Source organism: Azospirillum sp. P4_B5, assembly GCF_056402275.1.
In genome coordinates, this window is sequence record NZ_JBFUHT010000063.1 from 17,794 (window position 1) to 30,306 (window position 12,513).

The following is a 12,513-nucleotide window of genomic DNA, read 5'->3' on the forward strand; positions in this document are numbered from 1 at the left end:
CTCCCGTCAAGAACCGGTCAGAGGGTATTGTTCTTCTTTTGTTCCTAACGCGCAAGCGGATTCCGCCCCCGTCAGTCCGGATTTTTGTCGCGAACATCCTTGTAGAAGACATGGGTGCCGCGGCCCGCCTGCTTGGCCCGGTACATCGCGCCGTCCGCCGCCACCAGCAGGCTGCGGGCGTCCGATCCGTCGGTGGGGAACAGGGCGATGCCGACACTGGCGCCGATAACGGCGATAGTGTCCCGCGCTGGGATGGGCAGCGCCACCGCCTCCACGATCTTGGCGGCCACGCCCCCGGCGTCCGCGGCGGAGGCCACATCCTCCAGCACGACGGTGAACTCGTCGCCGCCGACGCGGGCCACCGTGTCGCTGCGGCGCAGGCAACCGGCGATTCGCGCGGCGGCGATGCGCAGCACCTCGTCCCCGCAATCGTGGCCCATCCGGTCGTTGACCGCCTTGAACCCGTCCAGGTCGATGAACAGCAGGGCCAACGGGCGCCCGGACCGCCGCGACCGGGCCAGCGCCATGTCCAGCCGGTCGAAGAGAAGCCGGCGGTTGGGCAGGCCGGTCAGGGCGTCGTGGTTGGCGAGATGGTCCTTCTCCGCCTCGCTGCGCCGCAGATCCTCCTCGGCGGCCTTGCGCAGCGTGATGTCGCGCCCGACGCCGACCAGCCCGAGAAGCTCGTTGCCGGCGTCGCGAATCGGCGCCTTCAGGATCTCGACCCAGATCCGCCCGCCATCGGGAAGCGGGATGCTCTCCTCGTTGCGCCGCGGCTGGTCCTCGGCATAGACCGAAGCGTCGCCCGCGCGGATGCCGTCGGCCATTTCGGGGGGCCAGATCTCGTGGCTGTCCAGCCCGATAAGTTGCTCCGGCGGACGCCCGGTCCAGGAGGCGAAGGCGCGGTTGGCCTTGCGCAGCACGCCGTCCCGGTCCTTGAAGAAGACGGCGTCGGGGATGGTGTCGATGATCCCCTGCAACAGGGCGTGCTGCCGCAGAAGCTGCTTCTCCGTCTGCCGCCGCTCGGTGATGTCGCGGGCGATGCCGACGACGCCCAGCATCTTGCCGCTGCGGTCGAGGCAGACGGCCTTCGCCGTCTCCATCAGCACGCGGCGCCCGTCCGGGTGGACGAACCACTCCTCGCTGCGGGAGAAGCCCTTCTGCATAGCGATCTGGTCGGTCCGCCGCCGCCGCACCGCCGTCTCCGCATCGAACAGCCGATGGTCGGTCAGCCCCAGCGGCGGGCGCCCCGCATAGTCGAGCATCGCCCGGTTGACCTTGAGGTAGGTGCCGTTCACGTCCTTGAAGAAGACGATGTCCGGCATAGAGTCGATCAGGCTTTGCAGCATCGCACGCTCACGGTCGAGCGCTTCGGTGTCGGTGCCGCCATGGTCCGGATCGGCCGATGGGGCGGCGAGCTGCGCCTCGTGCAGGATGCCCAGGCGCCCGTCCGGCAGCGCCATGCCGCTGCGCCGGACCCAGGCAGTGACCGGGCGGCCCTTGGGGTAGAAGGTCCAGCGGCCCGCCGCGGTTTCCCCTTCGGCCTGCGGCGCCCCCTCCGGCTGGCTGCCGAAGTCGCGGGCCTGGAAGTCGGCGAGTGACACGGCGTTCCACAGTTCCAGGGCGGCGCGGTTGCCCCAGACCATCCGCCCGCGGTCGCCGTCATGCAGCCAGACCGGCGCCCACAACCCGTCGAGCCGGGAAAGATCGGCAACGGTCATTGGAGTCGTCATCGGGTGGCCTGCCGACGCGCACGACTCCCCGCCGGGGGCGCCGACCCCGGACTGGTTCTGATCCGCCTGTTGACCCATGGTGATCGCCGCCGCCTCGGCACGAAGAATGCACCGAACAGCTTTCTAGCATAATTCGAGGCAATCTTCTCCTGCTACCGCGAGACGCCGCGCTCTTTCACCAACCCCGCCATTTTCCATACTCCTGCACGAAGTCGCGGACGATTGCTTCCCGCCCGGCGAGAGCCGGCAACAATTGTTTGTGCAAGCCACCGCGCAAGATCACCTCGACGCGCATCTGCCACTGTTCATCAGCCGCCTTCAGCTCGGGAAAGGCGAAAGTCAATGGGTGGTAGGCCCGCGCGCGGATGTCGTAGCTGAACTCCTCCTGCCCGTCGCGCAGGACGGCCAACCCGGCGTTGAAGGGTCCCACCTCGATGACGGCGCGGCGGCCGAGTCGCTCCAGTTCCGCCGCGATGTCGCGGAAGGCCGGCTCGACCGTCTCGGTGATGAAGCGGGCGACCTCACGCCGCACCACGACGGCGCCGGGCGGGGCCGCCTCCGTGATGGCCGCCTTGCGCCCGACCACGGCGGCCAGCTGCTGGCGCCAGTCGGCGTCGCCCACCGGCTGCACCGGCGCGCCGCCCTCCGACGCGGTGGGCACCCGCGCCACCTGCCGGTCCGGTCCCGCCCGGCGCTCCGCCCGCAGGCTGGTCACCAGCCCGACGCACATCAGCACCATGACCACCGCGAAGGGCAGCGCCGTGGTCACCGCCGCCGTCTGAAGCGCCTGCAACCCGCCGACCAGAAGCAGCACCGCCGCCACCACGCCGCACAGCACCGCCCAGAAGATGCGCGTGGCGATGGGCGGGTCCTGGTTGCCGCCGGACCCGATGATGTCGATCACCAGGGCGCCGGAATCGGCGGAGGTGACGAAGAAGGTGATGACCATCAAGGTCGCGATGGCTGAGGTGATCACGCTAAGCGGGAGGCGGTCGAGCATGACGAACAGGGCCGTTGGCACGTTGTTCTGGACCGCCGCCGCCATGCCGCCGCCTTCGAACATGTCGATGTGGATCGCCGTCTCGCCGAACACGGTGAACCACACGAAGGTCAGCGCCACCGGGGCGAACAGCACGCCGCCGATGAATTCGCGGATCGTGCGGCCGCGCGACACCCGCGCGATGAACATGCCGACGAAGGGCGCCCAGGAAATCCACCAGCCCCAGTAGAACATCGTCCAGCTCGCCTGCCACTCCGCCCCGGTGTAGGGCAGCGTGCGAAAGCTGGTGTAGGGCAAGGTCCACAGATAGCGCCCGATGCTCTCCACCAGCGTGGACAGCAGGAACACCGATGGGCCGAGCAGAAAGACGAACAGCAGCAGAAGAAGACCGGCCAGCATGTTCAGTTCGCTGAGCCTGCGGATGCCCCGCCCGACGCCGCTGACTGCCGAGACGGTGGCGACCGCGGTGATGACGGCGATCAGCACCATCTGCTGCACCGTCCCCACGCTGACCAACCCGAGATAATCGAGTCCGGCGTTGATCTGCATGACCCCCAGCCCGAGCGAGGTGGCGATGCCGAACAGCGTGCCGACGATCGCCACGATGTCCACCAGATGGCCGGGCCAGCCGCGCAGCCGGTCACCCAGCAGCGGGTAGAGCGCCGACCGGATGGTCAGGGGCAGGTCGTGCCGGTAGGCGAAATAGCCCAGCGACAGGCCGACCGTGATGTAGATGCCCCAGGCGTGCAGCCCCCAATGCAGGAAGGCCAGATTCATCGCCTCCCGCGCCGCGTCGGGAGTTCCCGCCTCCCCGACGCGCGGGTTGGCGAAATGCAGCACCGGCTCCGCCACGCCGTAGAACAGCAGGCCGATGCCCATGCCGGCGCTGAACAGCATGGCGAACCAGGTCAGGTAGCTGAATTCCGGCTCGTCGTCGTCCTTGCCGAGCTTGATCGACCCGTAGGGGCAGAAGAACAACCAAAAAGCGAACAAAAGGAAGCCCGCAACGGTCAGAATGTAGAACCAGCCGAAGTTGCCGACGATGGCCGCTTGCAGGGCCGAGACGCGCGCCCCGAAGGGTTCGGTGAAAATGCTGGCGAGAAGGACGAACAGAAGAATCAGCCCCCCTGCGGTGAAGGAGACTGTTTTGTTGATCCCGTGCATGGTTTTTCTCCGGCTTCGGGCAGCGCACCCGAATCCGAGGCGCGGCGTCTTTGCCCAAACAACCGATCAACCCGGCCGGAGTTTCAAAAAAGCCGCGCTCATGCTACCGGCGACCGGCGCCGTGGCTGGTCACGCCGAACGCTCGTCCCTTCGCCGCTCCAACCGCAGACGCCGCCGCAGAACCAGCGCGTACCAGGCCAGCAGCACCGTGGTGAACAGCGACAAGGTGAAGGACACGCCGTCCGGCCGCAGGCCGTAGCCCGTGGCGCCGCCGAACAGCGTCACCGAGCTGTCCCAGAGATAGGCGAGCAGCAGGATCAACGTGTTGGTCCCCGACAGGCCGGTGGCGAGATAAAGCACAAGATGCATCCATTGCCTCCCGAAGAGCCCTGCCCGGCCATGCGCTTTTTCGTTGAGCGGTGTTGTTCTTGTCCGAAGCCCCGTCATCCTAGGCGCCCGGAGCGATCCTGTCAGCCATGGCCCACACCGAAAGCCCCCCGACCTGGACCCAGCGGCTCCTGCGCTACGGCACGGGGGTGCTCATCCTGGCCCTGCTGGCCGGGGCGCTGGTCATCTTGAACCGCTGGCTGGAGCAGTACAGCGTCGCCGACATCCGGCAGGCGCTGAACCGCATCACCGGCGTGCAGCTTCTCGCCGCCTCGGCGGCGGCGGCGGTCAGTTACTGGCTGCTGACGCTCTACGACCTGCTGGCCCTGCGCCATCTGCGGCGGCCTCTGCCCTACCGCTGGGTGGCCTTCACCGCCTTCACCAGCTACGCCTTCAGCCACAGCCTGGGCTTCGCCAGCATCATCGGGGCGACCGTGCGCTACCGCCTCTACGCCCCGCATGGGCTGGGCGGGGTGGAGGTGGCGCAGGTGACGCTGTTCGTCGTCACCACCTTCATGCTCGGGCTGGCGACGGTGATGCCGGTGGTCATGTTGATCGATCCCACGGCGCTGAAGGCGCTGCATGTCCCGCCGGGCAGCGCCACGCTTCTGGGGCTGGCGGCGCTCGCGGTGCTGGTGGCCTACGCGGTGGGCGGCTTCTGGCTGCGCCGGCCGATGCGGGTGTTCGGGCATGCCATCGCCTTCCCCCGCCCGTCCATCGCGGTTCGGCAACTCCTGCTGGGGCTGTGCGACCTGTCGCTGGCGGCGCTGGTCCTCTATCTCTGCCTGCCGCCGAGCGACGCGGTGAGCTACGCCGACGTTCTGGTCGCCTTCGGGCTGGCGCTGGTCGCCGGCATCATCAGCCACGTGCCGGGGGGGCTGGGCGTGTTCGACGCCATCGTCCTGGTCAGCCTGACTCCGGCCATGCCCGGCAACGATGTGATGGCGGGGCTGCTGGTCTTCCGCCTGATCTATTATCTGGCGCCGCTGGTGATCGCCGGGCTGATGTTCGGCGGGGTCGAGGCCTTCCAGGCCCGGCGCCGCATCGGCGGCCTGTCGCGGGGCATCTCCGCCGCCGTCAGCCCGGCGGTGCCGCTGGTGCTGGCCGCCTGCATCTTCATCACGGGAGCCTTTCTGCTGTTCTCCCGCGCCACGCCGGAGGAAACGCTGCCCGCCCCCTTCGACGCCACGGCGCTGCCGCTGGTGGAGATGTCGCACTTCACCGGCAGCGTCGCCGGGGTGCTGCTGATCCTGCTGGCCCACGCGGTGCAGCGGCGGCTGCACGCCGCCTGGGTGCTGTCGCTGGTGCTGCTGGCGACCGGCTGCGTCTCGGCCCTGTTGAAGGGCGGCGACTGGCCGGAGGCCATCGTGCCTGGGCTGATCTTCCTGGCGCTGCTGCCGGCCCGCAAGGAGTTCCACCGCCGCGGCAACATCCTGCGCAACCCTCTGACGCCGAGCTGGTTCATCGCGACCGGCGTGGCGCTGGCCAGCGCCTTCTGGCTGGGCCTGTTCTCGTACAAGCACATTGCCTTCAGCGACGAGCTGTGGTGGCATTTCACCCTGCACGGCGACGCGTCCCGCTTCCTGCGGGCGTCGGTGGCGGTCGGGGTCATCGCGCTCGGCACCGCCCTGGTCCATCTGGTGTCGGCGGCCAGCCGCGACCCGGAGGAGCGGGAGGAGAAGCCCCCCGGCCCCCTCAGCGCCGCCAGAAGGACGGACTGAGCACGACCAGGATGGTGAAGAACTCCAGCCGCCCCAGCAGCATGCCGGCGGCCAGCGCCCATTTCGCCCCGTCCGGCAGCGTGGCGAAATTCCCGGAGGGTCCGATGGTCGGGCCGAGGCCGGGGCCGACGTTGCTGACCGCGGTCGCCGCTCCCGACAGCGCGGACACCACGTCCACCCCGAGGAAGGCCAGGACGAAGGCCAGAACGAACACCGACATCAGATAGACGAAGCCGAAGCCCATCACCGAGATCATCACGTCGGCGCTGACCGGCTTGCCGTTGTAGTTGAGCGGAATCACCAGGTTGGGGCTGTAGAGACGGCGTTGCAGCGCGCGCAGCACGATGAACAGGATCTCGAACCGGAAGATCTTCAGCCCACCCGAGGTCGATCCGGTGCAGCCGCCGACGAAGGTCAGGATGAAGAAGACCACCGACGCCAACGGCCCCCACCGCTCATAGTCGATGGACGCGTAGCCCGTGGTGGTGACCACCGAGACGACGTTGAAGGTGGTCACGCGGATGGCGTCGTCCCACGGCACGTCCCGCGTCACAGTCAGCCAGACCGACATGCCGAAGGACACCGTGGCGAGAAAGCCGAGGTACCAGCGGATCTGCGTGTCCGCCCAGAAGCTGGCCGCCCGCCCCTGGGCAAGGCTGATGAAGCGGACGAAGGGCATGCCGCCCAGCACCATGAAGACCACCAGGACCCACTCGATGGCCGGGCTGTTCCAGCTGGCGATGGACGCGTCGCGGGTGGAAAAGCCGCCGGTGGACACGGCGGTCATCGCGTGGTTGACGGCGTCGAACCAGGACATCCCCGCATAGGAGAGCATCACTGTGCAGACCGCGGTCAGGGACAGGTAGATCCAGCCCACCGCGATGGCGAGGTCGCTGGCCCGCGGCGTCACTTTGTCCGACCGGTCGGAGGATTCCGAGCGGAAGAGCTGCATGCCACCGACCTGAAGGAAAGGCAGGATGGCGATGGCCATGCCGATGATGCCGATGCCGCCCAGCCATTGCAGCAGCGACCGCCACAGCAGCAGCCCCGGCGCCAGCCCGTCCAGCCCGGAGATCACCGTGGCCCCGGTGGCGGTCAACGACGACATCGCCTCGAAATAGGCGTCGGCCGCCGTCAGGTCGATCTGCGACACCATGAAGGGCACGGCGGCGAAGGCACAGATGACCACCCAGGACAGGGCGGTCAGCAAAAAAGCTTGGCGAACGTTCAGCGCGATCCGGTCCATGCGGTTGGCCAGCATGAACTGGACGCCGAAGAACAGCGTCAGGGCGCAGGCGATGGCGAAGACCATCCAGTCCGGATTGCCGGCTGCCAGATCGACGGTCATTGGCAGCAGCATCGCGACGGCCAGGACGCTGAGAAGCGCGCCGATGATGAAGAAGACGGGGCGGGTGTCGAAACCAGTCATGCACAGGCCATAGCCGATCGGAATTGCGGCCTAAGTTGTCACGATTGCGACGCTTCGGCATGCCCGAAGCGCGCCGTAGGGCGATTTTCCCAATGGGTTACCCCATACAGCCTGTTTGGAGCGGACCAAAGCCGCGGATCAGCCCGGTGAGTGCGCCACTACCCCGAAAGATGTCTGGAATCGGGCCGGATGCGCCTTCGCAAAGAGGGGCGTGGGACTGGACGGCCGGGGACATCCTGTGCACACTCCGCCCCGACGTACGGCTCAAATCGTCGAGCCTTCCCGGATGGCCGGGACCCGCAGGAAACTGGAACAGACAATGGACTGGCGGCGTGCTTTCGGACGATGCCCTGATCTTTCTTCGGCATTCGATCAAGACGGTGTGGACTCTGGAGATCCTGCTGATTTTACGGCGTGATCCAGGTCAGGGATGGAATTCGGACGAACTCATTCGCGAATCGCGCAGCAGCACGCTCATCCTCCAGGAAGTCTTGGAGAATCTTCAGCAGGCTGGATTGATCGATACGGACGGGGGCCATCGCATCCGCTACCGCAGCGCGACCCCGGCGCTGGAGCGCCTCGTGACGGAGATCGCCGTCGCACAAGCGCGGCGTCCAGCGGCGATCACAAAGGCGCTGCTCTCGGTGTCGTCGGACAAGGTCCAGAACTTCGCTGGTGCCTTCCGCGTCGGAAAAAGGACATAAGGGCCAGACGACAAATTCACCCCCGGGGCAGGAACGGATTTTGCTAAACTGTCGTTCGAAGTAACCGCATCTGGCCCATCGCCCCCATCCGGAAGAGGGGCTTGCGGCTGCGATTGCCTTGATCTGCCGACCGAATGGCTTCGATGTCCTGTGGAGTTTCCATTATGCCGTTTCACCGACCGGCCCTGGGGCTGTCCTTTGCCGCCCTTGCCCTGGCCGGAACCCTGGCGGGCGCCCTCGCCGGCGCGGCCCACGCCGCAACCACGGAACGCAACCCCGCTCCCGCGGCCCAAACCGCTCCGGCCACCGCGCCCAACGGCGCGGCCGAGACGGCCCCCGCCGCGAAGGTCACCGGCTTCCGGTCCGCGCGCTTCGGCATGACCGCTGACGAGGTTGCGAAGGCCATCACCAAGGACTTCAAGATCGAGGGCAAGGACATCCGCCGCGAGACCAACGCGACGGAGCGGACCACCAGCCTGATCGTGAAGGTCGACGATCTTCAGACCGGCGCCGGTCCGGCGGTCGTCGCCTACATCCTCGGCCATTCGACGCAGAAGCTGTTCCAGGTGAACATCCTGTGGGGTGGCGCCGTCAATCCGAAGGTCGACCCCAACGCCCTGGTCGGCGCGGCCAACGCGCTGCGCAACTACTTCGTGGCGCAGGGCTACCGACAGGAAGGGATGCTGCTCAACGCGCCGGTCGGCGACGGATCGCAGGTGGTGGTCTTCCGCGGCACTGACAGCCAGGGGCGGATGAGCCTGCTGACCCTCGCGGTCCCGCCGAAGCCCTCGGACGACACCCCTGCCCTGCCGCCGTCGCTCCAGCTCTCCTACATCGAGAAGCCGAACGAGCCGGACGTCTTCAAGATCGAAAAGGGTTTCTAAGCGCCGGCCCTTCCGCCGATCCAGAAAGAAAAAAGGGCGGCGCCGTCATGGCGCCGCCCTTTCCGTTTCCGGCAGGCCGAACCGGATCAGCCCCGGCGTGCAAGCCGGTCGACCAGACCCGACCAGCTGCTGACCGAGATCAGGTGGGCGTAGACCAGCCCCAGCCAGCCGCGGTCGCGCCACTCCACCAGCGTCTCGGCGGGAAGCTGGTTGAAGGCCGTCTCGTCGATCACGTTGAAGCCGGCGAGGCTCAACCGCTCACCGTTGTTCAGGGTGATGTCGGCACGCTTCTCCGACATCAGGCCGGCGGCGGTCACCGCCTCGACGAACTGCGTGGTGAAGGCGCTCTGGGCCTGGACTTCCTTGACGAACTCCAGGGCGTTGTTGGTCAGGGCGGAGGGCTGTCCGTCCACGAAGAAGGGATTGTCCCGGCCCGGAACGACGGCGTCCGCCGCCTCGTCGATGCACAGGGTGAGCTGGGACTTGTCCTCGCTCTCCAGGAAGATGAACGGGTAGCGGCGGACGTAGGCGGGAATGTAGGCCCCCTCCTCCCACGCACCGTTCCCGTCGACGAAAAGGTTCTCGCCCGAGCGCAGCCCAAGCAGCGCCACCGGCTGGACCACCGGGCCTTCCGAGAACAGGATCGGGAACTGCTTGCAGGCCGCGGCGAACTCCGCCGCCATCAGCGGCACCGAGTTGGTGGCGGCCGCGAAGGTGAAGTTCGGCTCGGTCCGCAGCGACAGATCGGCGTCACGAGCGGCTACCAGCGGGCGGGGGTTCTTGTAGAACAGGGGCAGGGTCGGTTCGGTCATCGTTCGCTATCCAAAGGGTAAAAGTCTGCCGGGGGAAAGGCGCGCCTCAGCGCGCCTCCTCCTTCTCCGTCTGCTGGTTGCCGGTGGCGGACGGTGCGGGACCGGTGGTCAGGACCTCCGGCTGTGCGCCGGCGCGGGTGGTGGACGGGGTGGTTCCAGCCCCATTTCCCGAACCATCAGCCCCGGAGCGGGTGGACAGAACCTCCGGCTGAGCCCCGGCACCGGTCAGCGACGGGGTCGTGCCGGCCAGGGACAGAACCTGCGGCGCGGCGTAGGCGGCCAGAGTGTTCGGCGTGAGGCCGGATCGGGTCACCGTGCCGGTGAACAGGCTGGTGACGCCGGGGGTGCTGGGAACCGGAACAACCACCACCACGGTGGCGGCGACCCGGCTGACCTGCTGCGTCGGACCCCAGGGGGTGTTGTTGATGAAGTACGGGGCGGCCCGCAGCGGGCTGTCGATCGCGCTGGCGGCCAACGCGTCCGTCTTGCCGGCCACGGTGCCGAACATCCGGGCGGAACCGGCCTTGGGAACGGTCAGGCTCAGCACGTCGATCTTCTGCAAGGCGGTCCCGATCTCCTGTCCGATGAGCAGCGCCCCGCCGTCGGACGCCATGGTCAGCATGGTGGCCTTGCCCTGAAGCCCCGCCATGGTGATGGGGCCGCCCGCCGCGATGGACGCCTGGCCGTCCGGAAGGGATGCCACGGCGCCCAGCGTGATCGGGCCGTTCTTGGCCGTAATGCTGGCCGGCAGAACAATGCCCGATCCACCGGATTGGGTAAAGCCCCCCTCCGTGACAACCGTGGCATCACGCCCGAAGGTCACCGTGCCGGACCCGTCCGTCGTGACGACGGCCAGCGAGCCCGCGCTGTTCACCGCCGCGCCGAAGGTAAAGCCGGCGCCGGTCACGCGGAGGCCGTCCGTTCCGGTGGCGGTCAACGCCTTGGCGAAGCGGCTCTCGCCGCCCGCCGTCTGGGTCAGCGAGCGCACGGTCACCGCGCCGTCGTAGAAGACGCCGCCCGAGCTGCGGACCGTGACGTCGCCCATCAGGCCCGACGCGCCGATGTCGCCCGCCACCCGGATGGTCGCGCCGGTCAGCGCCAGTGCGGAGCGGTTGGCGCTGTCGACGGCCCCGCCGAACACGAGGTCGCCGCCGGTGCTGGTCAGCGCGCTGGCGCCGGCCACCGTCAGGGCACCGCCGAAGCGCTGCGCCCCGGTGGTGGTGACGGTGGCGCCGTCCAGGCGGGTGCCGCCGCTGACGGCGATCTGCCGCAGGGCGCCGGTCTCGCCGAATACCCCGGCCAGGACGGCGTCGCCCTCGACCGTCAGCCCCTGCGCCCCGGCGTTGGCGGCGTTGCCGCCGTTCAGCAGGGAGACGGTCCCGCCCGTCAGGACGGTGTCGGCCCCCAGCGTCACCGCGCCGTCGTAGCTCTGCTCCGCCACGGTGGTCACCGCGCCGCCGTTCAGGGCGGCGAGGCCGGTCACCGACAGGCGGCTCAGCGCCTGCGTGCCGCCGACGAGGCCGTTGATGACGGCGTTGCCGGCGATGGTCAGCCCCTGCCCGCCGCGGGTGGCGGCGTCCAGCCCGCCGGCCAGCACGACGGTGCTGCCGGTCAGGCGGGTGTCGGTCCCCAGCACCGCCCGCTCCCCGTAGGTCTGGGTCCCGGTGGTGTCGACGGAGCCGCCGTTCAGGGCGAGGGTGCCAGCCGCGTCGGTGATGACCGAGGCCGCGCGGACCGACTGGGCGAAGCGGGTCTGGCCGGCGCTGTTCACCGCCAGGGCGCCCAGACGCTCGGTCCCACCGACCGTGCCGGCGAAGACGGCGTCGGCGGTTCCGCTGCTGACGGTCAGGGCCTGCCCTCCGTCCAGCGCCCCGGCGAAGGTGACACCGGTGCCGGCCAGGGCCGACGGGCCGCCGGCCAGACGGACCGCGCCGCCGTAGGTCTGCGCCCCGCTGGTGACCGCCGTGGCGCCGCTCAGCAGCGTCTCGCCGCCGACCGTCAGCGCGGCCAGAGCCTGCCGGGTGCCGAGGGTGCCGGCGAGCGCCGCGTTGCCGGCGATGGTCAGGCTCTGACGGCCCGCCTCCGCCGCGTCGATGCTGCCGGACAGCGACACCTGGGTGCCGGTCAGGACGGTATCGGTCCCCAGCGTCACCGCGTCGGCGTAGCTCTGAGCCCCGGTGGTGTCGACGCTGCCGCCGTTCAGGATGGTGATCCCGGTGGCGTCGGTGGCCAGCGAGGCCGCCTTTACCGCGCCGGCGACGGTGGTGGTGCCGCCGCCGTCGACCGTCAGCGCCCCCAGACGGCTGGTGCCGCCGACCGCGCCGCCGAGCCGGATGTCGCCGCTGCCGCTCGCCAGCGTCAGCGCCCGTCCGCCGTCGAGGGTGGAAGCGAAGACGATCCCGCCGTCGCCGGTGATGCGGCTGTCACCGCCCAGGGTCGCCGCCTTCGCCGCCGTGAAGACCGTGCCGGCCCGATAGGCGCCGTCCAGGGTCACCACGTCGTTGTAGGTCTGGGCGCCGCTGGTCGTCACCGACTTCAGGCTGGTGGTGCCGTCGGCGTCGGTGGTCAGGCTGGCGAGCGCGGTCGTGCCGCCCACCGCGGCGTTGAACTGCGTGGCGCCGCTGCCGTTGACGGTCAGCGCCTGGGCGCCGTTCACGGTGCCGTTGAAGGTCACCGCACCGC

9 protein-coding genes are annotated in these 12,513 nt (G+C 68.9%); 3 read left to right on the forward strand and 6 right to left on the reverse strand.

The features are described from left to right. Window positions 1-71: 71 nt before the first annotated feature. From AC1DVI_RS29485 to AC1DVI_RS29495, 3 genes are all read right to left on the reverse strand, one after another. Window positions 72-1,718, reverse strand: coding sequence for a diguanylate cyclase domain-containing protein (locus AC1DVI_RS29485; RefSeq protein WP_476960987.1), 1,647 nt, complete (start codon window positions 1,716-1,718; stop codon window positions 72-74). Between the two features lie 187 nt (window positions 1,719-1,905). Continuing rightward, window positions 1,906-3,894: a BCCT family transporter gene (locus AC1DVI_RS29490; RefSeq protein WP_476960988.1), complete on the reverse strand. Its 1,989-nt coding sequence runs from the start codon at window positions 3,892-3,894 to the stop codon at window positions 1,906-1,908. Window positions 3,895-4,023: 129 nt separating this feature from the next. Next, a complete protein-coding gene (locus AC1DVI_RS29495; RefSeq protein ID WP_476960989.1) occupies window positions 4,024-4,263 on the reverse strand; it encodes a hypothetical protein in 240 nt (79 codons plus the stop codon). Between the two features lie 107 nt (window positions 4,264-4,370). Here AC1DVI_RS29495 and AC1DVI_RS29500 point away from each other — a divergent pair, with 107 nt between their 5' ends. Further along, complete coding sequence (locus AC1DVI_RS29500; RefSeq protein ID WP_476960990.1) at window positions 4,371-6,002, forward strand: lysylphosphatidylglycerol synthase domain-containing protein; 1,632 nt, start codon at window positions 4,371-4,373, stop codon at window positions 6,000-6,002. Here the strand turns inward: AC1DVI_RS29500 and AC1DVI_RS29505 are convergent. Then, window positions 5,977-7,431, reverse strand: coding sequence for a TrkH family potassium uptake protein (locus AC1DVI_RS29505; protein ID WP_476960991.1), 1,455 nt, complete (start codon window positions 7,429-7,431; stop codon window positions 5,977-5,979). The two genes, AC1DVI_RS29500 and AC1DVI_RS29505, sit on opposite strands and share 26 nt — an antisense overlap. A gap of 332 nt (window positions 7,432-7,763) precedes the next feature. Between AC1DVI_RS29505 and AC1DVI_RS29510 the strand changes: the two genes are divergently transcribed. Beyond that, window positions 7,764-8,135 (forward strand): hypothetical protein, encoded by a 372-nt coding sequence (locus AC1DVI_RS29510; protein WP_476960992.1) that lies wholly within the window; start codon window positions 7,764-7,766, stop codon window positions 8,133-8,135. Window positions 8,136-8,299: 164 nt separating this feature from the next. After that, window positions 8,300-9,019: a hypothetical protein gene (locus tag AC1DVI_RS29515; protein WP_476960993.1), complete on the forward strand. Its 720-nt coding sequence runs from the start codon at window positions 8,300-8,302 to the stop codon at window positions 9,017-9,019. An 86-nt stretch (window positions 9,020-9,105) separates the two neighbouring features. Here AC1DVI_RS29515 and AC1DVI_RS29520 read toward each other — a convergent pair whose 3' ends face one another. Next, on the reverse strand, window positions 9,106-9,831 hold the full coding sequence (locus tag AC1DVI_RS29520) for a SapC family protein (protein WP_476960994.1): 726 nt from the start codon (window positions 9,829-9,831) through the stop codon (window positions 9,106-9,108). 46 nt (window positions 9,832-9,877) lie between these two features. Next, window positions 9,878-12,513, reverse strand: a 2,636-nt coding sequence (locus tag AC1DVI_RS29525; protein ID WP_476960995.1) for a beta strand repeat-containing protein, incomplete at its 5' end; no start/stop codon positions are given.